This window comes from uncultured Campylobacter sp., from assembly GCF_938031315.1.
GTDB lineage: Bacteria > Campylobacterota > Campylobacteria > Campylobacterales > Campylobacteraceae > Campylobacter_B.
This window is the reverse complement of record NZ_CALHHT010000027.1, coordinates 1-21,520: the sequence shown is the minus strand read 5'-3', so window position 1 is coordinate 21,520 and position 21,520 is coordinate 1. Positions and strand designations below refer to the sequence as shown.

Below are 21,520 nucleotides of genomic sequence, written 5' to 3'. Positions count from 1 at the left end.
GATATCGCCTGTGCGCTGGGAGTTTGCGCGGAACACGCGATCAGCTATACGCCGAGTTTGGGCGCGGATTTTGAGCCGGTTAAATTTGACGATTTAGAAAATTTCTACGACAACGGCGGCGCAAACCACCGCGGATATGAGCTGCGAAACGAGGAGCTCGCCGCTAGCGATGAGGAGTTTGAAATTTCGCTTTCGCCCGCGCTAAGCTGTGCGAAAGGCGAAATTTTAATCTATGAGGCAAATCCGCTGCATCAATTCAATAAATTTAGCGGCGCAAGCAGCGGGCTGGGCGAAGCGGGCGCGCTGTATCTAAGCCCCGGCATCGCCGAAGCTCTGGGCGTAAGCGCAGGCGACGTCGTTAAAATTTACCAAGCAGACGGCGCGAGCAATGATGAAAAAACTAGTGGCGCTAATGATAAAAGCGGCACCGGTCGCGCGAAAAAAGCGGATCGCTCTAACAGTGCACACAAAGTCGGTATCTCTGATAATGAAAATGGCGAAAGCGGCGCAGAGGGGCTCGTAAGCTTAAAGCGCGAAATCGTCGCTAGCGTAAAGATCGATCCAGGCTTTAGCGGGGCGTATCTGCCGTATTTTGACGAGAAGCTGCGCAGCGAGATATTTTTCAAAACCTCACGCTATGCAAGCGTAAAAATCGAGAAAATTTCAAATTCCAAAGGAGAGGGCAGATGAGCGATAGTGCATTTTATTTCGTAGCCACCGTCTTAAAGGCGCTCGTGATTTTAGCCGTCATCGCGCTGCTCTCGGGGCTTGCGACCTATGCCGAGCGCAAGGTGCTTGCCTTTATGCAGCGCAGGATCGGACCCTCTATGGTCGGGCCTGCGGGACTTTTGCAGGTGGGCGCGGATATGATAAAGCTTTTTACCAAAGAGGACGCGATCCCTGCGCGGGCGAATAAGCTTCTTTTCAAAATCGCGCCGATAATATCGGCTACGGGCGCTTTCGTGGCGCTTTCGGTAGTGCCGCTGCTGCCGGAGTTTACGATCGGCGGGCGAACCATCCAGCCGATTTTAAGCGATATAAATGTGGGAATTTTATTTTTGCTCGGAGCTAGCGGCACCTGCGTTTATGGTCTACTGATCGGAGGGCTTGCGAGCTACAATAAATGGGGCACGATAGGCGCGTTTCGCGCGTTTTTGCAGATCACCTGCTTTGAGGTGATAAACGGGCTTAGCCTGATCCCTATCGTGATGATCACGGGTTCGCTCTCGCTCATCGACATCGTAAGCGCGCAAAGCGGCGGCATTGATAAGTGGTTTATCTGGAAAGAGCCCGTCTGCTTTGCGCTCTTTCTCATCGCAGCCTTTGTAGAGTGCAACCGCACGCCGCTGTGCCTCACCGAAAACGAAACCGAGATCGTAGCGGGCGCCGGTACGGCGTATTCTGGTATGCGCTGGGGTATGTTTTTTATCGGCGAATACGCCAATATCATAACCTACTCCGTCGTTACGACGCTGCTGTTTTTGGGCGGATTTAACGCGTTTTGGTTTATCCCTGGTGGCGTTATGATGGTATTAAAATCAAGCCTCGTGTTTTTCTGCTTCCTATGGGCGCGCGCGGCGTGGCCGCATCTACGCCCCGATCAGCTGATGGGGCTTTGCTGGAAAGTCTGCATGCCGTTAGCTCTTGCTTGCGTGCTAATTACCGCGCTAGCGATCGTTTAAGGAGGGTTGCGATGGCAAGATACGCCCAGATCGACAAAAGAGCCTCTATTAACTCAGGCGGCGATAAGCTTCGTAGATTTCTAACCCGCACCTTTCGCGGCGAGCTTTTCGTGGGGCTGTGGGTGGTGCTAAAAAATATGTTTAAGCGCGGTGGCTCGCATACGCTTCGGTATCCTATGGAAAAATTTGTCATGCCGCCTAGATACCGCGGCGTGCACAAGCTTATGCGCCTGCTTGAAAGCGGCAGCGAACGCTGCATCGGATGCGGTTTGTGCGAGAAGATCTGCGTGGCGAACTGCATCGCGATGGAGACAAGCCTCGGCGCCGACGGCCGCAAAAAGGTAGATAACTATTCGATAAATTTAGGGCGCTGCGTCTATTGCGGGCTCTGCGCGGACGTCTGCCCTGAGATCGCTATCGTGCACGGCTGCGAATATGAGCTTGCGAGCGAACAGCGGGCATACTACGGCTTCAAAGAGGATCTTTTGATTCGCGGCGAAAATTTATGTTTAAACGGCGCGGCGCAGGAGTTTGCGGGCTACGGTAGCCTGGATGAAAACGCGGGCACGCGGATCAAGATGACGCCGAACGCCTATATAAAAAGCGACGCCGCAAGCGACGAGCCAAGCTTAAAGAGCGCGGATTCAAATTTAAAAAGCAGCGCCGCGGAAAGCTCTAAAAAAGAGGGCGCCGCTAGCGATAAAATTCTATTTTCAAAGGGCGCGGGCTTAAGCGGCGAAATTTTAGCCGAGCGGCAAGACGTCGGGCGGGCAAGCTTAAAGGAAAGCTCCGCCGCGGACGTCGAAAAGTCTAAAGATAATTCCGTTACGGACGCTCAAAATTCCGCGCCTGATTCACAGCGAAATTCCAAAGAAAATCTCGCCTCTCAAAGCGCCGAAAATTCCGTCGCGCAGGGGGAGGAGCAATGATACAAACGCTTGCATTTTATTTTTTCAGCGCGGTTTGCCTGGCGCTTTTCGGTATCAGCGTTTTTAGCAAAAACGTCCTTTACGCCCTTAGCGCGCTAGCCGGCGGCATGGTCTTTATGAGCGGATTTTTCTTTTTGCTGGATGTGGAGTTTTTGGGCGTAGTGCAGATCATAGTTTATACCGGCGCCGTGATCGTGCTTTACGGCTTCGCGCTGATGTTTTTGGGCGCGGATAAAAACGTAAGCGAGCCGAAAAAGGGGGCAAGGCTATTTTTCGCGCTTAGCGGCGTGATCGCATTTTTGCTCGTGATTATCGTGCTTGGCGCGGTGGTTGCGAACAACGTAGAAACGCTTAAAATTTTAAACACCGACGATACCGAGGCGCTTGGGATGATTATTTTTACGAAATATCTGGCGATTTTCGAGCTTGCCGCCGTGATGCTGCTCGTGGCGATGATCTGCGCTATCGTGCTTGCGCATAAGCAGATGGACGCGAGCCTGAGCTACGAAGAGAGCGAGGGGTAAAATGGGTCTAAATCACTATCTGATCGTTGCTGCGATGATGTTTGGGCTCGGGCTTGCGGGTATGATGAAGCGAAGAAATTTGATAATGCTCTTTTTTTCGAGCGAAATTTTATTAAACGCCGCAAATTTAGCCCTCGTAGCCGTGGCGAAATTTTACGACAATATAAACGGCGAAATTTTTGCGCTTTTCATCGTCGCGATCGCCGCGAGCGAGATGGCCGTGGGGCTTGGGCTGCTCATCTTGTGGTATAAGAAAACGGGCAGCATCGAACTTGACAGCTTCGTAAATTTTAAAAATCCTTCTAAGGATGGGTCTGATGCTTGATACCGTTTTTGTATGGCTCTTAATCGCCCTTTTCGCACCGCTTGCCTCGGCGATCTTCGCAGGCGTTTTCATTCGCGCCAAAGATAAGATGTTTATTGGTGTAATCTGCTCGGCGCTGGTGATTTTAAGTACTATCGCGTCGCTTGCTTTGATGGAGCTCGTCTCTGACAACCGCCTAATCAGCGTAAGCTTAGCCGATTTCATAAGCACGGGATTTTTGGACGCAAAATTTAGCTTTCTCATAGATAGCGTAAGTGCGGTGATGATGGTGGTCGTAGGCATCGTTTCCAGCGTAGTGCACGTGTATTCGATCTACTATATGTGGGATGATGAAAACTTCGCTAAATTTTTCAGCTTCCTGGGGCTTTTCGTTTTTTCGATGCTGGTTTTGGTAACGAGCGATAATTTTTTAGGACTTTTTATCGGCTGGGAGGGGGTCGGACTTTGCTCGTGGCTGTTAATAGGCTTTTGGTACGACAGGAGCAACTACAGCTGGTGCGCCAATGAAGCTTTCATAATGAACCGCATCGCAGACCTTGGGATGTTGCTTGGAATTTTTCTGATCTATTTAAATTTCGGCTCGCTGCGGTACGAGGTGGTGTTTGCGAACGCAGCGAGCTTGGAGCCTGAAATTTTAACCCTGATTGCAGCGCTTTTATTCATCGGCGCGATGGGCAAAAGCGCGCAGTTTCCGTTCCATACCTGGCTTGCCGACGCGATGGCGGGTCCGACGCCCGTGTCCGCGCTTATTCACGCAGCGACGATGGTTACGGCGGGCGTTTATCTGGTGATCCGCGCAAACGCGATTTTCGCGCTCGCGCCCGAAGTAAGCGGCTTTATCGTCTGCTTGGGCGCTTTCGTGGCGGTCTTTGCGGCGTCGATGGCGCTGGTTCATAATGATCTTAAAAAAATCATCGCCTACTCCACGCTTTCGCAGCTTGGCTATATGTTCGTAGCCGCGGGGCTCGGGGCGTATTGGATCGCGCTATTTCATCTGGCGACGCATGCGTTTTTCAAGGCACTTCTATTTTTGGGCGCGGGCAACGTAATGCACGCGATGAAAGACGATCTAAATATCCAAAATATGGGCGGATTATATAAGTTTATGCGACCTACGGCGATTTTAATGTGCATAGGCTCGCTCGCGCTTTGCGGATTTTATCCGTTCGCTGGTTTTTTTTCAAAAGATAAAATTTTAGAAGCGGCGTGGAGCGCGGACGCGTATTTCATCTGGGCGCTGCTGTTTGCGGGTGCTGCGATGACGACATTTTATAGCGTGCGTCTGATAATGCTCGTGTTTTTCGGCAAGCAAAAATTTACCCACCATCCGCACGAGGCGAAAGGCTTTGCCCTCATCGCGATGGGCGTGCTAGCCGTGCCTGCAGTGATCGCGGGCTTTTTCGAGCACGATTTTGCTGAGTTCGTGCTTAGCATACTGCCGGGCTTTAAAGCTTCGATCCCGCACGGCGTGGAGGTAATTTTGATCGCCATAACGCTAGCGATGATAAGCGCGGTAGCGATCGGCACGATTTGGACATACGGCAAGGGTAAATTTAGCCAAAATTTAAAGAACTGCAAATTTTATAAAATTTTGATCGCTCAGTATTTTATCCCGCAAATTTACGAGCGCGTGATCGTGCGCGGATACGCTAAGCTTAGCGAGATCTGCGCTAAATGCGACGGCGCGATCATAGACGCCAGCGTCGATCTGATCGCTCGCGTGGCGGTAAAAAGCGGCGAAGGTGCGGATCGCGCAAGCAATAGCGGAGATTTGAGCGCAAATTTAAGGTGGATGGTTTTGGGATCTTTCATTTTGCTGATTTTGGCGTTTGCGCTGTGAGGTGGGCATGGAATACTTTTTAAGTTTGGTTATATTTTTTCCGGCGGTAGCTGCGGTTTTAGGCTTTTTGATCGACGAAGCGAGCATCAAGACCTACGCCGTTACGATGAGCTTTATAGAGTTCGTGCTTTCGCTCGTTTTGTGGATACTCTACGAGCCGGTGGACGGCATCGCGTTTAGCGTGCTGCACCCTTTCATAAGCGAATACGGCATCAACTACTTCATCGGCGTGGACGGAATTTCGCTGTTTTTAGTGATCCTAAGCACGCTGGTTACCTTTTTGGCGCTACTTAGCCTAAGCATTAAAGAGCGCGCCAAAAATTTAATCATCTGCATTTTGTTTTTAGAGATGACGATGGTGGGCGTTTTCGTGGCGCTGGATGCGATTTTGTTTTACATCTTTTGGGAACTTTCGCTAATTCCAATGCTCTACATCATCGGCGCGTGGGGCAGCGGCAAGAGAATTTACGCTGCGGTAAAATTTTTCATCTACACCTTCCTAGGCTCGATGTTTCTACTCGTAGGGCTCGTAGCGATGAGCTATTTCTATCACGAGGCTACGGGCGAGTATAGCTTTAATATCCTAAACTGGCAGAGCCTATCGCTGCCGCTTAGCACGCAAATTCCTCTGTTTTTGGCATTTTCGGTTGCCTTTGCGATCAAGACGCCTTGCTTTCCTTTTCATACCTGGCTTCCGTATGCGCACGGGCAAGCCCCTACGATAGGCTCAGTTTTGCTTGCCGCGGTGCTTCTTAAGATGGGCACCTACGGCTTCGTGCGATTTTCGCTGCCGCTATTTCCCGACGCGAGCGTGCATTTTAGCGGGATGATGTGCGCCGTAGCGATCGTTATGATCATCTATGCAAGCTTCATTGCCTTTGCGCAAAAGGACATCAAACAGGTTATCGCGTATAGCTCGATCGCGCATATGGGCGTCATAATGCTTGGAATTTTTTCAATGAGCCGCGAAGGAATGAGCGGCGCGGTATTTTTGATGATCAGCCACGGTATCGTAAGCGGCGGGCTTTTTATGCTCGTTGGCTTTTTATACGACCGCAGGCATACGAAGCTTTTTAGCGAATTCGGCGGGCTTGCGCGCGTGATGCCGCTTTATGCGTTTTGTTTTTGCGTCGCGCTGCTAGGCTCGATAGGACTTCCTCTTACGATCGGCTTCGTGGGAGAATTCCTAAGCCTTGCGGGGATTTTTAAAATCAGTTTTAGCTATGCGCTTTTGGGCGGGCTCGGTATCATAATGGGCGCGATCTATTCGATGAATCTTTATAAAAAGACCTTCTTCGGCGCACTCGTGCATGAGGAGAATAAGAAACTAAGCGATCTAAACAGAACCGAGCTTTGCTCTATCGTCCCGATCTGCGTGCTGGTGGTAGTGCTGGGCGTCGCGCCGAATCTGATGTTAAAGAGTATCGAGCCTACTGTGACGCAAAGTCTTGAGCTGATGTTTAACAAAGCCTCTCAAACCGCGACTCGCGCCTATATGGAAAAAGCAAATTTTAAGGTAAGAAGCGATGCAAAATAATCTTTTAAATTTAGCCTCGATCGCGCCTATGGCGATACTTGGAGGATTTGCCCTGCTGATGCTCGCGGTTTCGCTTTTTGCGCGCACGCTATCGTATAAATTTTACGCCGTCATCACGATACTGGCGCTAGCTCTGGGCTTCGGGCTTGTTTTCGGATACAACAGCGGCATACGCGGGCTTTTCGACGTGATGTTAGTAGACGGAATCGCGACGCTATCGATGCTTATCATGCTCGCAGGTTCGATATTTTTCATCTTTCTATCTTTGGGTGCAAGAAGCGCGCACGAGTACCACACGGCGGAGTTTTTCGTGCTGTTTTTATTCGTGCTCGTGGGCTATGAGTTTATGGTCGCGAGCGAAAGCTTAATGATGATCCTCGTTGGGCTTGAGACGGGCTCGCTGGCGCTTTATACGCTAATCGCGCTGCATAATCGCGCCAGATCGGTCGAAGCGGCGCTAAAATACTTCATAATGGGCGCGCTGGGATCAGGCTTTTTCGCATTCGGCGCGGCGATGTTTTTTCTATCGACCGGCTCTATGGAAATTTCAAATATCGCGCAGATCGCCAAGAGTTCAAATTTACAAACCAACGTCTTGCTTTTCGCCGCCTGCTCATTTATGATCGTCTCGATAGGATTTAAGCTCTCGCTGATCCCGTTTCACACCTGGACGCCCGACGTTTACGAGGGTGCGAGCTCGGCTATGGCGGGCTTTTTGTCCGTCGTGCCCAAGATCGCGGGCTTTGTCGTGGCGATCAGGCTATTTGAAGCATTGCAAAGCATCGGCGTGCAGTGGCTAAACATCGTGCTCTACGCCGTAGCGGTGCTTACGATGAGCTTAGCGAACCTCATGGCGCTCGTGCAGCGCGACGTCAAACGGATGCTAGCTTTCAGCTCCGTTTCGCACGCAGGCTTCGTGCTCTGCGCGATCGTGATCGGCTCGACGCAGGCAAATGCGGCGCTTTTCACCTACTGGATCCTATACGCCGTGGCAAACCTCGGGGCGTTTGCCTTCATCTGGTGCGTACGGCAAAGGCGCGCGCGCTCGTTAAATTTAAAATTTAAAACCCAAAGCATTGCTTTAAATTTAAATGCAAACGGCGAGGAGGGGAATTTTATCTCAAACGCAAAGCTCTCTTTTTCGCAAAATCACGAGTTAGCAGACCTTGCCAATGAATTAAATTTAGGCGCGAACGGACAAAATTTAGCTTGCGGCGAGCGGAGCTTTAAAGCAAGCGAGCGGAGCTTTAAAGCAAGCGAGCAGAATTTTAAAGCAGGCGAGCAAAATTCTAAAGCAAGCGGGCCAAATTTGAAAGCGATCGAGCCCGGCGCGGAAGCGAGCCTTTTCGGCACTAAAACTTGCGAGCCAGGCGCCGAAATTTGCGAGCAAAGCTCTAAGTTCGCGGCTCGCTTCGAGCATCCGTTTGAGAAATTTGACGGGCTGATCCGCACCCATCCGCTCTTTGCGCTATGTGCGGCGATCTTTATGCTCTCGCTTGCGGGCATTCCGCCGTTTAGCGTGTTTTGGGGCAAGATGTATCTGCTAAGCGCCGCGGTCAATTCTGGCTACTTCGCCCTCGCCGTCATCATGGCGGTAAATAGCGCGCTCGCGCTGTACTACTACCTGCGCCTCATCGTGCGTATGTTTTTGCACGAGCCGCGGGAGAACGCGGAGCTTGACGGCTCGCTGAGCGCGGTCTCCGTGCAGATAAAATTTGCCGTCGTGCTAGCTAGCGTGGCGTGCGTGTTGGCGCCGTTTTTGGTGAAATTCCTAACCGGCGCGGTAAATAATTTCGTCTTTTTAAGCGGGTATTGAGCTAAAATTTTAAGCGCGAATTGAACCCATCGCGCTTTGCCAACAAGGAGAGATATGTTTTTGGGCGAGCTAAGTGCTGACGGCTACGGTTTTGCGCTGCTTGATGTGCGCGATTTGAGTGAGTTTTTAAAGGAGCGAAAATGCAGAGCAAAAAAGCTTCTAAGCTACTGGGACGCGCACAAGCAGCTGTTTTATGACGCCGTAAAGGGCGCTAAATTTCGCCCTTTTATCCGCTTAAGGTGCGCAGCCATGAGATCTTCGTTTGTATGGACGAGGAGTTTGCGCCGCCTGCGGGCTACGAAGTAGCTTTCAAGCGCGATGAGCTGTATTTCGCCCCGCAAAGCGGCTCCGCGATCCTAGCGAGCTTCGATGCTTTGCAGTATCGTTTCGATAAGCTAAAAAGCGGCGAACTCGAGCTAGGCTATGAGTGCCAAAGCGGCGCTGCGGGCAAGATACGAAAATTTAATTCCACGCTCAAGCTCGGCTTGCAAAGCGGCACTTACGAGCTTTGCGTCGTTGGGCTAAAAAACAGCTCGCAGCACTTCGAGAAATACGGCTACGCCTTTATTTTCAAGCGCAACGTAAGCGTGGAAAATCAAAATTTTGATAGGCTTGATAACGATAAATTTAGCTTTGATATTTGCGAAAGTGATTAAATTTAACCTGAGCTTCGCGCCGCACGAGACCTTGGCGCGACCCGCAAAATTTTAAAGACGCGATTCAGCGCGGTAAATTAAATCTAAATTTTACTCCCTTGCTCCGTTGTTTTTTAGCAAACGCGCAAATTTTGATAAATTTCGATTTTAAATCTCGCGGCGAAGGAGCTTTAAAATTTCACGCTCCAGCTCTTGCGGCGGCGCTGAAATTTTATCCGCAAACTGCGAGCGGTTGAAGGTGCGTTGGCGCTTTGCAAGCTGTACCGTGTGCAGGCTTACGAGCTGCTCGCACTGCGCCCGCGAGATCTGCCCGCGCAAAAGCTGCCCGCATTCCTTCAGGCCGATGCAGCCTAGCGCCCTGCACTCTGAGCCGTAGCGGGCGAATAAAAACTCCGCCTCCTCCAAAAGCCCTCGCTCAAACATCGCCTTCGTGCGCGCTTCGATGCGTCCTGCAAGCCACTGCTTGGGCGCGTCGATCTCAAAAATTTTAATATCCGAAATGACGGGCGGGGCGGTGTTTTCGCGCAGAAATTTACTCGGCGCCTCGCCGCAAAATTTATAGATGCTTAGCCATTTTTTTAAACGAAAGCTGTCCGCCGCGCTAAATTTCGCGGCAAATTCCGGATCGATGCGCTGCGCTAGAGCGTAAATTTCATCGTTTGAAATTTTGCTTTTAAAATCGGGAACCTTCGGCGCCAGCCCGCTTAGCATCGCTTTTAGATAAAATCCGCTGCCGCCGGTGATTATCAAAGGCACGCCGCTACGCTCTGCAAAAGCCCGCGCGGCTGCGTATTCTTTGATAAACTCGCCGACGCTAAAGTACTCGTTTGGATAGATTAAATTTACGCCGAAGTGCTTGATCTCGCGCAGCTGCTCCTCGCTTGGCTTAGCGCTTGCGATGTCGATTTGCCGGTAAATGCAGAGCGAATCGAGGCTCAAAATCACGGCGTCCATCTCGCGCGCGATACTTAGCGCAAGATCGCTTTTGCCGCTTGCGGTGGTGCCGATGATCGCGATCTGTGGGCTTGCATGCGAGTTTTGATTTTGGCTCAAGGCGTTTCCTTTCGTAAATTTTTCGTTCAAATTATATCAAATTTAGAGCTATTCTTACTTTTTTTTGATACAATGGTGCCCAAAATAAGGGGCAAAATGGCTAAATTTAAAGAAATTTTATCCGATATCAACGAATTAATAGTTTTTAAACACTCGGTTTTCGCGCTGCCGTTTATCTTTACGGCGATGATTACCGCGAGCAAGCTGCAAAGCGGCTCGGTATGGTTCGGCTGGAAATTGCTTTTTTTGGGGATTTTATGCGCGGTGAGCGCGAGAAGCTTTGCAATGGCGCTAAATCGCTACTTGGACGAAGATATCGACCGCGCCAATCCGCGTTGTGCTTCGCGCCCTAGCGTGGACGGACGGATCGGACGCGGGAATTTACTGTTTTTCATCATCGCAAATGCAGTGGTTTTCATAGCGGTTTCGGCGCTTATAAATCCTTTGGCGCTTAAGCTTTCGGTGCTGATTTTAGCGGCATTGGGCGGGTATTCATATTTTAAACGCTTTAGCGAAACCGCGCATTTAATGCTCGGCTTTTGCTTAGGGCTTGCGCCGATTGCGGGAGCGATCGCCGTTAGCGGCGTAATTCCGCTATGGTCGGTGCTGCTATGCTTTGGAGTAGTATTTTGGGTAGGCGGCTTTGACGTGCTGTATTCGCTTCAAGATATGGAATTTGACCGCACGGCTGGGCTTTACAGCATCCCCGCGCTTTACGGCAAGGAAGCTTCGATGTTTATCTCCAAAATTTTTCACGCCGTGGCGGTGCTTTTTTGGCTGCTGTTTTGCGCGGCGGCAAATTTAGGCTTTTTTGCCTATCTGGGCGTGGCTGCGTGCGCGGCGATCCTGTACTTCGAGCATAAGATCGTGCAGAAAGATTTTAGCAAGATTGATCGCGCGTTTTTCACGCTCAACGGCTACTTGGGCATCGCCTTTTTTGCTTTTGTTTTTGTAAATTTATTTTAAGGAACCCCTATGGATCTTAACACTATCATCATTTTAGGACTCTGCGTCGTTATATTTTTGATGTTTTTCGTCATATATTTTAAGGATAAGCAAGCGGATAAAAAATTCGAACGCTTCGATCAGGTGTTGACCGATGCTATGCAGGAAAATTATCTGCTTAAAAAGAAGGTCGAGGAGCTAAAAGAGATGATCGATTCGGGCGGCAAAGTCGCTCCAAATATCGATATAAACGCGATTGCCGACGTAATCGACGAGACGATAGAGCAGAGACTAGATGTAGTGCCTACGATGATCGACGAGCGGGTAGAAAAGCAGATCAGACCGCTTCTGGATCAGCTTAAAGAGCTCATCGGCTCGGTAAGAAAATAGCCGGAGCAATATAAAAATAAAATTTTGCAAAATCGCTTTGTTTTTTATATAATCGCCGCAAATTGATATTAAGGCAAAATATGCTAATTGATAAATTTGGACGAACGATCGATTATTTGCGCATTTCAGTTACGCAGCGGTGCAATTTCAGATGCAGATATTGCATGCCTGCTACGCCGTTTAATTGGGTACCGCGAGAGAATATTTTAAGCTTTGAGGAGATGTTTTTATTCGTCAAAGTTGCGATCGACGGCGGCGTAAAAAAGATCCGTATCACCGGCGGCGAACCGCTGGTGCGAAAGGGGATCGAGGATTTTATAAAGATGATCGCGGATTACGCTCCGGACATCGATCTTGCGCTTACCACCAACGGGTATTATCTCAAAAACTACGCGCGCGCCTTGAAAGACGCGGGGCTAAAGCGCATCAATATGTCGCTTGACTCGCTGCGTCCGGAGCGGGCTAAATTTATAGCTCAGCGCGGCGTGCTTTATAACGTCCTAGAGGGTCTTGACGCCGCGCTTGAAGCGGGACTAAAGGTCAAGCTAAACACCGTCGCGCTAAAAGGGATCAACGACGACGAGCTTATTTATTTGCTGGAATTTGCCCGCGAAAAGGATTGTCAGATCCGCTTTATAGAATTTATGGAAAACACCCATGCCGGCGATCTTACAGGCTTAAAATCGAGTGAAATTTTAGATATTTTAAGGCGTAAATTTATCTTTACCGCTCTGCCGAAATCGCAAAGCTCGCCCGCGTCGCTTTACGCGCTCGGGGACGGCTACACCTTCGGCATCATCGATCCGCACAAGCATGATTTTTGCGAGAGCTGCAACCGCATCAGACTAAGCGCCGAGGGGCTTTTGATCCCGTGTCTTTACTTCGAGGACGCGCTAAGTATCAAAAAGGCGGTCAAAGAGGGCGACATCGCCGCAGCCGCCGAAATTTTGGCTAAAATTTTAGCGAATAAGCCCGAAAAAAATCGCTGGCAAGCGGACGCTTCGAATGAAATTTCAAGCCGTGCATTTTACGAGACGGGCGGATGAGGCTTGTTGAGAGCTTTTTAAGTATCCAAGGCGAGGGCAAATATGCAGGCAGGCTCGCGTTTTTCTTTCGCTTTGCGGGCTGTAATCTGCGCTGCGAGGGCTTCGGCGGCGAGCGCGTTTCGCCAAAGACCGGCGAGATCTTGCGCGGCTGCGATACGATCCGCGCGGTTTTTACGAGCCACTTCGAGCACGAAGAAATTTTAAATTTAGCCCAGCTTTTGAATAAAATTCCAAATTTATCCGCTTCGTCCTGTTTCACGCCCGCACGCTCTACGCCGGGTTTTTGCGCCGCCGAGTCTTTTTCTGAAAGCGATACGTTAAATTCCGCCGCCGCGCAAAAGCTTCTCCGTCCAAATAGTAGCGCAGAAAAATCTTTAAATTTAACGAGCGAGAATTCTTTAAATTTTGCGGCGCAAAATTCTTTAAATTTAAATCCGCAAAGCTCCGCCTCGCCCCAGAGCGCTAAGCTTCATCAAAAGCCGATCGTCGTTATCACCGGCGGCGAGCCGATGTTGCATCACAAAGAGGCACTATTTTACGAGTTCGTCTGCGAGCTGCTCGCGCGCGGACACGCAGTGCACTTCGAAACCAACGGCACGATTTTCGTGGATTTTGAAAAATTTCCCGCCTACAAAAGCTGCGTCTTCGGAATCTCGCCTAAGCTTTCAAACTCCGCCGAGCCGCGCGAACGCAGGTTAAACTTCGCCGCGCTGCGAAGCTTAAAACAAAACGCCAAGGATAGCTTTTACAAGTTCGTCATCTCGCCCGAGTTTGACGCGCAGCCCGAGATCGCTGAAATTTTAGCGGCGTGCGAGAGCGAGGTTTATTGTATGCCGCGCAGCGCAGATCGTCGCGAGCTGGAAAGCGGCGCGCAATTTTGCGTGGATTTTTGCCTAAAAAACGGCTATAATTACTCCGATCGCCTGCACATTAGAATTTGGGGCGAGAAGGACGGGGTATGATAATCAGGAAATTATACGAATTCGAAAACGCTCACATCGTGCGCCTGTGCGGCTCGAAGCGGTGCCGCACGAGCATCCACGGTCACTCCTACAGATGCGAAATTTTGCTTAGCTCAAATTTTTTAGATGAAGCGGGTATGGTTTATGACTTCGGCTACATGAAGCTCGGTATCCGCGAGCTTATCGATAGTTTCGATCACGCTACGACGATCTACGCGCACGATGATGCGGGCTATATCGCGGATCTTAAAAAACACAGCGCGCGCTGGGTACAGATACCGCTAAATCCGAGCGCGGAGCAGTTTTGTAGAATTTTTTTCGTCCTTGTGGACCGACTTTTGAGCCTGACTCAGATGCAAAACGGCGAGCGCGAAGTAAAGCTTCACAGCGTCATCGTGCACGAAACTGCCACCGGCTACGCGCAGTGCTTCCGCGAGGACGCCTACAATCCGCAGATGGGCGAGATCGCGCTGGAAAAGATAGAATTCTCGCCGGCCGTGCGCGAGGAGTGGAGGCAGCCGGAACTTTGGCAAAAGCTTCTGCGCGGCGAAAAAATCATCTATCCAAAGGATTGCTGATGAGAAATTTCTTTAAATTTGGCGCGGGATTTGTGCGCGTTTTTGCCACATGCGCGATCTTTGCCTGCGCGCTTGCTTTGAGCGGCTGTGACGATGAGAAAAAGGACACCTTGCAAAAGCCGCCGGTAGATAGCGAGGTGCCAAAGGACGTGCCTATCGCGCCTAGCGAGCCTAAAGTCGATATAAATGCCGATATGCCGCCGCTTCCGGTGACCGAATAGGACGGAGCGTTGAAAAATCCGCGTCTAAATTTGAAAATTTTTAAAATTTGCATAGTTCGTATGCGGCGTGCGAGCGCGATTTCGGTGTCTTTTTTGCCTATGCGATCTGCGCAGAGAAATTCTAAATTTTTATCCACAAAATTTCATTCTTGGCGCAAGAGATACGGCGCGAAATCGGGGTTGAACGCGTACGCGGTAAATTTTGGCGCAATAAATAGTCGCGACCGCTTTGAAGGATTTTTAAAATTTCAAAGGCGCAGAGCAGGTCTGTTTGATTCCGCGCCGAAAAAATTTACGTTGGAATTCGGTCGTTTCGGCTCTAGCCGCGCAAAATTTTATCCTGCGAATTTGACCCCCTGGCGGAAGTGATGGATTATCTGTATCAAAGCGCCCTGGGTTTTCATAAATTTTTTGCGCTAGCTGCGGCGATTTTAACGATAATTTATCTGATTTTTACCCAGCTTAAGATCGATGCGGCGGCGGAATTTTGCTCGCGCGGCAAGGCTTTAAATTCCGCCGCTTCCGCGCCGCAAGCTGAAAATTTAAAGCAAAAGAGCAGATCGGGGCTTAGATTTCTTAGGCGCATCAGGCTGTTTTTGCCGATCTATTATTCGTGTATCGCGGCGCTGATAATTAGCGGAAGCGTGATGCTGCCGGTGCTGCGTTTTGATCTGAGCTTTAAAATTTACTTTATGGCGGTCGGATCGCTAGCGATGATCGTGCTTAGCGCGGTATCGTACAAGCGGCTGAAAATCGCGTATCTAAGTCAAAACTTTGCGCCGTATCAGCGCAAAATGCGGGTGATTTTGGGGCTAAGCTTAGCGATAATTTTGATAGCGAGTGTTATTTGATGGTATATTTTTACGATAAGCTTGCAGGCGAACAGAGCCTAGTTTTGCAGAATGATCAGTTTTTGCACCTAAAGGCCAGACGAGCAAGGGCGGGCGAGCGCATAGACGTGCGAAATCTAAAGGACGGGGCGAGTTATCTATATGAGATCTCTGAAATTTCGCGCAAGGGTGCGGCTTTGAATTTAGTTTTTAAAAGCTCCGTTTTTACGCCGCCGCACGATTTTTGCGTCGCTTGGGCGGTCGTCGAGAGCGCCGTGATCGAAAAGAGCCTGCCTGCGCTAAACGAGATGGGCGTCGGGCGGCTTATTTTGGTCTATACTGATCTGTCGCAGAAAAACGTGCGGCTCGATCTGCAGAGGATGGAGCGGATTTTGATCAACTCGTCGCAGCAATGCGGGCGAAATTCCATCATGCAGATCGAGGTTTTGGGCGGCTCGGACGAGCTCGCGCAAAGATATGAAAACGTAAGTCTGATCGATTTTGGCGGCAAGAACATCGACATTTTCGGCGGCGATGAGATCGCCTTCATCGGCCCGGAGGGCGGGTTTTCGCCGCGCGAAAGGGAGAAATTTAAAAACGCCTATGCGCTTAATAGCCCTTATATTTTGCGCTCAAACACCGCGCTGATCGCAACTTGCGCGAAGTTGATGTTTTAAACGCTCGACAAATTTTAAAATTTGAAAAAGTCGTGCGTTTGAAATTTTTGGAATTTAAAATTTATCCTGCGCGACCTTCGTGTTTTATCGTGGCTTAACGCGCGGCGCGTATTGCTGCGGCATATTTTCGTGCGCTGTATTTACACGCCGTAGTAGGTCGCAGCAAAATAAAATTTTACCCGCAGATCGGACTAAATTTTAAAATTTCGCGCCCAAAAAAAAGCATATTCAAAAAGAAAATCCGCCGCTTTGCCGAGAGTTTTTTAAAACCCTTTAAATTTGCTTTTTAGATAAAAAAGTTGTATAATCGCTGCCTTTTAAAATCATCAAAAAGGATCAAAAATGAAAAAAGATATCCATCCGAACTTTGTCGAAACGACCGTTATCTGCGCTTGCGGAAACACTTTTAAAACGCGCTCGAACAAGCCTGAGATCCGCGTCGATATCTGCTCCAATTGCCATCCGTTTTTCACCGGCAGCGAGAAGATCGTAGATAGCGCGGGCCGCGTCGAGAAATTTAAGCAAAAATACGGAATGAAATAGTTGCTATATCTCATTCCTACGCCGATAGGAAATCTAAGCGATATCTCGAGCCGCGCGCTTGAGGTATTGCAAAGCTGCGAAATCCTAATCTGCGAGGATACGAGGGTTTCAAAAAAACTTCTAAACTTATTATCCGATAAATTTCAAATTTCATTTAAAATTTCACAGTTTTACTCGCTGCACACGCACAACGAAGCGGAGTTTTTCGCGGGCTTTGATGCGGCGCTTCTGTGCGAAAAAGCTTGCGCATACGTAAGCGACGCCGGCATGCCCTGCATCAGCGATCCGGGTATTGCGCTCGTAAAATTTGCGCAACGAAGCGGCGTAGCTTACGAGGTGCTTAGCGGCGCAAACGCTCTGCTGCTCGCAGCCGCCGCAAGCGGACTAGTGGAGAAAGAATTTAGCTTTTTGGGCTTTTTGAACAATGACGGCGCGCAGCGCAAAGCTCAGATTCTAAATTTAATGCAAAGCTCCTATCCGTGCGTGCTCTATGAATCCCCCAAACGCGTAGTAAAGCTAATAGAGCAGATCGCGGAGATCGACGCACAGCGCAAAATTTTTGCAATCAAAGAAGCCACGAAAAAATTTGAAACCAAATTTTTCGGCAGCGCTGCAGGGGTCTTATCCAGCCTAAACGGCGCAAATTTAAACGGCGAATGGTGCGTCGTGATTGACGGCGCAGGCGAGAAAAGCTTTGAAAAAATCACGCAAGAAGACATTCTGTCGCTTGAGATCGCGCCGAAAATAAAAGCGAAACTACTCTCAAAAATAAATGGCGAACCCGCCAAAGAAATATATAAAAATTTGATACGCTAAGTCATATTTTAACCGTTTTTCGCTAAAATCCCAAAATGATTATTTACGGCAAGCAGCTGTTTTTGCACCTTTTAAACCGGCATCCGCAGAAATTTATCCGCATCATCCTTGCTAAGGAGTGCGAGAAAGAAATTTTTAAAAAGATCGCCGCGACCGGCGTAAAGATCGAGCGCGCCGATGCGAAAAAAGCTCAAGCCCTCGCTCGCGGCGGCAACCATCAAGGCTTCTTGGCCGAGGTGGAGGAGTTTAGCTTCGGCGATCTTGCTAGCGTCAAAGACGATAAATTCGTGCCGATCCTTTACGGGCTTACCGACGTCGGAAATATCGGCGCGATAATGCGCAGTGCCTATGCTTTGGGCACGGACAGCGTGATCGTCGTCGCAAATAATCTAAATATGGCGGGCGTAGTGCGCGCAAGCTCGGGCGCGGCGTATGAGCTAAACGTCGTTAAAGCTGCAGACGGGCTTAGTGTGCTAAATGAGCTTAAACAAAGCGGCTTTGAAATTTACGCCGCGAGTGCGGACGGGACGAACTTTAAGGAGTTAAAGCTCGGCGCGAAAAACGCACTCGTAATGGGGAACGAAGAAGAGGGGATACCTGCTAGGGCGCTTAAAAAATGCGACTACGCGGTATCTATAAAGATGCGCGAAGGCTGGGACTCGCTTAACGTAAGCGCGGCATTTGCGATACTATGCGATGGAATTTTAAATGGAAGAAATAGAAGAGAAGTTAAATAATACGGACGAGCAGGCGGAACAAACCGAGAAGCCGGAGCAAACACAGCAGCCAAAAAATAGCGATCTAGATAAATTAAAATCTATGGATCTGATCGAGATAGCGCACACGACGCGCATCGACGCGCAAAATTTAGAATACATCATCAACAAAGACTTCGAGAAGCTAGCAAATTTTAACGTGAAGGGCTACATTAAAATTTTAGAGCGCGAGTTCGGACTGGATCTATCGGACTGGCTTAGCGAGTTTGAGAGCGCCAAAGCGAGCTTTGCGCCCGTTAAAAAAGCCAAAGTCGAGCAGGTCTATGGTCAAAGGGTCAGCCCTAATAAAAGCGGCAGCGGTTGGCTTTTATGGCTGCTTGCAATGGTATTAATCATAGGCACAATCTTTTATTTCGGACTTTATAAAAGCTTCGGCGAATTTTTGGGCTCGCTTTTATGGGAACAAAACAAAACCACCTACTCGGACGCTCCAATCGTAAATAACACTCAAAAAAAGCTTGAAAATATCGGTATCGACGTCGTTTCGCACAACACTACAGATGAAAAATTCGCACTAAAATCGGATATCAATGCAGAAGCTGCTGCGGATGAAAATTTAAGCTCGCTAAACGCGCTGGACCGCTCTATCAGGATCGAGCGCGCGAGTGCCAAAACGGAGGAAAATTCCACCGACGAAAACGCCACGCAAAGCAAACCGGCGCCCAGCAAAGATATCGTGCTTAATCCACGCGGCAAGATGTGGATCGGGATCATTGATCTAAAAAGCGGCAAGAAGCGCGAGATGGTCATCAATACCCCTTACGTCGTCGCTTCGCAAGGAGACGAGGATCTGCTCATCGCCACCGGGCACGGAATGTTTGAGGTCGGCAAGGCGGACGGCAACGTGAGCTTCAATGAAAAAAATACTCAAAAGCTCCGCGTCAAAGACGGCAACGTCACTAAAATTTCAACCGATGAGTTTCAGCGCCTAAACAAAGGCAAGAAGTGGTAAAGTCTCCGCTCTCGTGCGCGGTTTTTTGCTCGTAGAATTTTGCCGCAGAGGACAGAGGGTAAAATTTCAGCTCGCTGTGGTGCGCAGTTTAAATTTAAACCCGCGAGCGTAAATTTAAAGGTTTGAACTGCGTCGCCTTGGATAAAATTTTAAACGGCGTAGGAAAATTTACCGGTGCGGATAAAATTTCAAGCGCCGCGGGCGTTTGCGGTAGCGCGGTAAATTTAAAGAGCATCGTTCGAGGACGCGGTGTAAAAACGGCGCTTTGATCGTTATTGTTTTGATCGGATGTAAATTTAAGTGTCGCAGCAAAGTGTCGACGCGCTAAATTTAAACGATCAATGTCTCGGCGATTTTTAAAATTTTAGCGAGGCAAAGGTTTTAAACCGCCCAAGTGTTACAAAAGCGCCGCCCCATCGCCGCTAAGGCTTGAAATTTTAGTCTTCGTGCGGCGCGAGCAGATCGCGGCTTTTAAGGCGCGAAATTTCAAATGGGGCTTGAAAATTACTTTAAGATAAGAGGTTTGAGATGTTTGACGAAATCCGTTTTTCAAAAATCGAGCGTTTGCCCAATTACGTTTTTGCCGAGGTTAACGCCATAAAAATGGCTGCACGCAGAGCTGGTGAAGATATAATCGATTTTTCGATGGGCAATCCCGACGGCAGGACGCCGCAGCATATAATCGACAAGCTTTGCGAAAGCGCGCAAAAGGACAAGACCCACGGCTACTCCGTAAGCCAGGGCATCTACAAGCTGCGACTTGCGTGCGCGAATTGGTACAAGCGCAAATACGGCGTGATCTTGGATCCTGAAAGCGAGATTGTCGCCGTGATGGGCTCTAAAGAGGGCTTCGTGCATCTAACTAGCGCGATCGTAAATCCGGGCGATGTCGCAGTGGTGCCCGATCCCGCGTATCCGATCCATACCCAAGCCTTCATCATCGCGGGCGGCAACGTCGTTAAAATCCCGCTTGCCTATGATGAAAATTTAAATTTTAATGAGAATAAATTTTTCATCGATCTGCAAAAGACCTTCGACGAGAGCATTCCGCGCCCAAAATACGTCGTCGTAAATTTCCCGCATAACCCTACCACCGTCGTCGTACAAAAGAGCTTCTACGAGCGGCTCGTGGCGATGGCGCGACAGGAGCGGTTTTATATCATCAGCGACATCGCTTACGCAGAGATCGCTTTTGATGATTACAAAACGCCGTCTATCTTTGAGGTTCAGGGTGCGAAGGACGTCGCAGTCGAGGCGTACACGCTCTCTAAAAGCTACAATATGGCGGGCTGGCGCGTGGGTTTTGTTGGCGGTAACAAAAAGCTTGTCGCCGCGCTTAAAAAGATCAAATCGTGGTTTGATTACGGCATGTTTACGCCGATCCAAGTAGCCGCCACGATCGCGCTGGACGGGCCGCAAGAGTGCGTAGAGCAGATCCGCGCGACCTATGAGAAGCGTAGAAATTTTTTGATTGACGCTTTTGCGGACGCGGGCTGGCAGATCGCTAAACCTAGCGCGTCGATGTTTGCGTGGGCGAAATTGCCGCCAGCGGCGGCTCATCTAAGGAGTATGGAGTTTTCCAAACAGCTTCTTACCAAGGCGCGCGTCGCCGTAAGCCCGGGCGTTGGCTTTGGCGCGGCGGGAGACGATTACGTGCGGATCGCTTTTATCGAAAACGAAAATAGAACCCGCCAGGCCGCTAGAAATATAAAAAAATATTTGAAAGAGATCTGATGAGAGTAGCGATTTTAGGCGTCGGTACCGTAGGTAGCGAAGTTGCAAACATTTTGATTAAAAATAAAGATATCATCCTTGCGCGCGCGGGCGTTAGCATAGAGCCCGTAATCGGGCTCGTGCGCGACACGAGTAAAAAGCGCGATGTGCAAATTCCGCTTAGCAGCGACGCAAAAAGCATTATTGAGCGCGACGACATTGACGTTTTTGTAGAGCTTATGGGCGGGGTAGAAAAGCCATATGAGATCGTAAGTGAAATTTTAAAGCGTAAAAAGGCGGTCGTTACCGCAAATAAGGCGCTTTTGGCTTATCATCGCTACAAACTTCAGGCTTTGGCGGGCGATACGCCCTTCGGCTTTGAAGCGAGCGTGGCTGGCGGAATTCCTATCATCAAAACCCTGCGCGAGGGGCTAAGCGCCAATCGTATCGAAAAAATAATCGGCATCGTAAACGGCACGAGCAACTTCATCCTTACGAATATGATGCAAAAAAACGAGAAATTTGAGGACGCGCTAAAGCGAGCTCAAGAGCTCGGATACGCCGAAGCCGATCCTAGCTTCGACATCGGTGGGTTCGATGCGGCGCATAAGCTTTTGATCTTAGCTAGCATCGCATACGGCGTGCACGGCGACCCAGAAGATATCCTAATCGAGGGGATCGAGGAGATCACGCAGGAGGATATCTATTT

At 49.5% G+C, this 21,520-nt stretch carries 25 protein-coding genes and 2 pseudogenes; 26 read left to right on the top strand and 1 reads right to left on the bottom strand.

Annotated elements, in window-relative coordinates; translation table 11 throughout:
* From Q0236_RS00870 to Q0236_RS00825, 10 genes and pseudogenes are all read left to right on the top strand, one after another.
* Positions 1–690, top strand: a pseudogene (locus Q0236_RS00870) (NADH-quinone oxidoreductase subunit G); the annotation flags it as partial.
* Positions 687–1,682, top strand: coding sequence for an NADH-quinone oxidoreductase subunit NuoH (nuoH, locus tag Q0236_RS00865; protein WP_297881368.1), 996 nt, complete (start codon positions 687–689; stop codon positions 1,680–1,682). The pseudogene Q0236_RS00870 and the gene nuoH, both read left to right, overlap by 4 nt.
* Before the next feature lie 11 nt (positions 1,683–1,693).
* Positions 1,694–2,611: an NADH-quinone oxidoreductase subunit NuoI gene (gene nuoI, locus Q0236_RS00860; RefSeq protein ID WP_297913890.1), complete on the top strand. Its 918-nt coding sequence runs from the start codon at positions 1,694–1,696 to the stop codon at positions 2,609–2,611.
* Positions 2,608–3,135 (top strand): NADH-quinone oxidoreductase subunit J, encoded by a 528-nt coding sequence (locus Q0236_RS00855; protein ID WP_297913887.1) that lies wholly within the window; start codon positions 2,608–2,610, stop codon positions 3,133–3,135. Before nuoI ends, Q0236_RS00855 begins: the two co-directional genes overlap by 4 nt.
* 1 nt (position 3,136) lies before the next feature.
* Positions 3,137–3,460: an NADH-quinone oxidoreductase subunit NuoK gene (nuoK, locus tag Q0236_RS00850; RefSeq protein ID WP_297900585.1), complete on the top strand. Its 324-nt coding sequence runs from the start codon at positions 3,137–3,139 to the stop codon at positions 3,458–3,460.
* Positions 3,453–5,300, top strand: coding sequence for an NADH-quinone oxidoreductase subunit L (nuoL, locus tag Q0236_RS00845; protein ID WP_297913884.1), 1,848 nt, complete (start codon positions 3,453–3,455; stop codon positions 5,298–5,300). The genes nuoK and nuoL overlap by 8 nt, the downstream gene beginning before the upstream one ends.
* 7 nt (positions 5,301–5,307) lie before the next feature.
* Positions 5,308–6,837, top strand: a complete 1,530-nt coding sequence (locus tag Q0236_RS00840) for an NADH-quinone oxidoreductase subunit M (RefSeq protein WP_297913881.1) — start codon at positions 5,308–5,310, stop codon at positions 6,835–6,837.
* Positions 6,827–8,653 (top strand): NADH-quinone oxidoreductase subunit N, encoded by a 1,827-nt coding sequence (locus Q0236_RS00835; RefSeq protein WP_297913879.1) that lies wholly within the window; start codon positions 6,827–6,829, stop codon positions 8,651–8,653. Before Q0236_RS00840 ends, Q0236_RS00835 begins: the two co-directional genes overlap by 11 nt.
* A 54-nt stretch (positions 8,654–8,707) precedes the next feature.
* Positions 8,708–8,959, top strand: coding sequence for a hypothetical protein (locus Q0236_RS00830; protein ID WP_297913876.1), 252 nt, complete (start codon positions 8,708–8,710; stop codon positions 8,957–8,959).
* Complete coding sequence (locus Q0236_RS00825) at positions 8,920–9,309, top strand: hypothetical protein (RefSeq protein ID WP_297913873.1); 390 nt, start codon at positions 8,920–8,922, stop codon at positions 9,307–9,309. Before Q0236_RS00830 ends, Q0236_RS00825 begins: the two co-directional genes overlap by 40 nt.
* Positions 9,310–9,456: 147 nt before the next feature.
* On the opposite strand, the gene miaA is transcribed toward Q0236_RS00825, so the two are convergent.
* Positions 9,457–10,362, bottom strand: coding sequence for a tRNA (adenosine(37)-N6)-dimethylallyltransferase MiaA (gene miaA / locus Q0236_RS00820; protein ID WP_297913870.1), 906 nt, complete (start codon positions 10,360–10,362; stop codon positions 9,457–9,459).
* A 96-nt stretch (positions 10,363–10,458) separates the two neighbouring features.
* Here miaA and mqnP point away from each other — a divergent pair, with 96 nt between their 5' ends.
* The 16 genes and pseudogenes from mqnP to Q0236_RS00740 form a co-directional block, all read left to right on the top strand.
* Positions 10,459–11,328 (top strand): menaquinone biosynthesis prenyltransferase MqnP, encoded by an 870-nt coding sequence (gene mqnP, locus Q0236_RS00815; RefSeq protein WP_297913867.1) that lies wholly within the window; start codon positions 10,459–10,461, stop codon positions 11,326–11,328.
* A gap of 9 nt (positions 11,329–11,337) precedes the next feature.
* Positions 11,338–11,697, top strand: a complete 360-nt coding sequence (locus tag Q0236_RS00810; protein WP_005869739.1) for a hypothetical protein — start codon at positions 11,338–11,340, stop codon at positions 11,695–11,697.
* A gap of 80 nt (positions 11,698–11,777) precedes the next feature.
* The gene (gene moaA, locus Q0236_RS00805; protein ID WP_297913864.1) at positions 11,778–12,743 is read left to right on the top strand and encodes a GTP 3',8-cyclase MoaA; all 966 of its coding nucleotides are present in this window, start codon (positions 11,778–11,780) and stop codon (positions 12,741–12,743) included.
* A pseudogene (locus Q0236_RS00800) lies at positions 12,740–12,982 on the top strand (7-carboxy-7-deazaguanine synthase QueE); the annotation flags it as partial. The gene moaA and the pseudogene Q0236_RS00800, both read left to right, overlap by 4 nt.
* Positions 12,962–13,705, top strand: a complete 744-nt coding sequence (locus tag Q0236_RS00795; RefSeq protein WP_297913896.1) for a 4Fe-4S cluster-binding domain-containing protein — start codon at positions 12,962–12,964, stop codon at positions 13,703–13,705. The pseudogene Q0236_RS00800 and the gene Q0236_RS00795, both read left to right, overlap by 21 nt.
* The gene (locus tag Q0236_RS00790) at positions 13,702–14,283 is read left to right on the top strand and encodes a 6-carboxytetrahydropterin synthase (protein WP_297913861.1); all 582 of its coding nucleotides are present in this window, start codon (positions 13,702–13,704) and stop codon (positions 14,281–14,283) included. Before Q0236_RS00795 ends, Q0236_RS00790 begins: the two co-directional genes overlap by 4 nt.
* Entirely contained in the window at positions 14,283–14,504 is a 222-nt protein-coding gene (locus Q0236_RS00785) for a hypothetical protein (protein WP_297913858.1), read from the top strand. The genes Q0236_RS00790 and Q0236_RS00785 overlap by 1 nt, the downstream gene beginning before the upstream one ends.
* A gap of 368 nt (positions 14,505–14,872) precedes the next feature.
* On the top strand, positions 14,873–15,355 hold the full coding sequence (locus Q0236_RS00780) for a hypothetical protein (RefSeq protein WP_297913855.1): 483 nt from the start codon (positions 14,873–14,875) through the stop codon (positions 15,353–15,355).
* Complete coding sequence (locus Q0236_RS00775) at positions 15,355–16,011, top strand: 16S rRNA (uracil(1498)-N(3))-methyltransferase (protein ID WP_297913893.1); 657 nt, start codon at positions 15,355–15,357, stop codon at positions 16,009–16,011. Before Q0236_RS00780 ends, Q0236_RS00775 begins: the two co-directional genes overlap by 1 nt.
* Before the next feature lie 342 nt (positions 16,012–16,353).
* Positions 16,354–16,554 (top strand): 50S ribosomal protein L31, encoded by a 201-nt coding sequence (gene rpmE, locus Q0236_RS00770; RefSeq protein WP_297913852.1) that lies wholly within the window; start codon positions 16,354–16,356, stop codon positions 16,552–16,554.
* Entirely contained in the window at positions 16,555–17,370 is an 816-nt protein-coding gene (gene rsmI, locus Q0236_RS00765; protein WP_297913850.1) for a 16S rRNA (cytidine(1402)-2'-O)-methyltransferase, read from the top strand.
* Positions 17,371–17,405: 35 nt separating this feature from the next.
* Positions 17,406–18,107 (top strand): 23S rRNA (guanosine(2251)-2'-O)-methyltransferase RlmB, encoded by a 702-nt coding sequence (gene rlmB, locus Q0236_RS00760; RefSeq protein ID WP_297913847.1) that lies wholly within the window; start codon positions 17,406–17,408, stop codon positions 18,105–18,107.
* Positions 18,079–19,098, top strand: a complete 1,020-nt coding sequence (locus Q0236_RS00755; protein WP_297913844.1) for a hypothetical protein — start codon at positions 18,079–18,081, stop codon at positions 19,096–19,098. Before rlmB ends, Q0236_RS00755 begins: the two co-directional genes overlap by 29 nt.
* 137 nt (positions 19,099–19,235) lie before the next feature.
* Entirely contained in the window at positions 19,236–19,367 is a 132-nt protein-coding gene (locus Q0236_RS00750) for a hypothetical protein (RefSeq protein WP_297913841.1), read from the top strand.
* Positions 19,368–19,626: 259 nt separating this feature from the next.
* Positions 19,627–20,832 (top strand): LL-diaminopimelate aminotransferase, encoded by a 1,206-nt coding sequence (locus tag Q0236_RS00745; protein WP_297913838.1) that lies wholly within the window; start codon positions 19,627–19,629, stop codon positions 20,830–20,832.
* On the top strand, positions 20,832–21,520 hold a 689-nt coding region (locus tag Q0236_RS00740; protein WP_297913835.1), incomplete at its 3' end, for a homoserine dehydrogenase. The genes Q0236_RS00745 and Q0236_RS00740, both read left to right, overlap by 1 nt.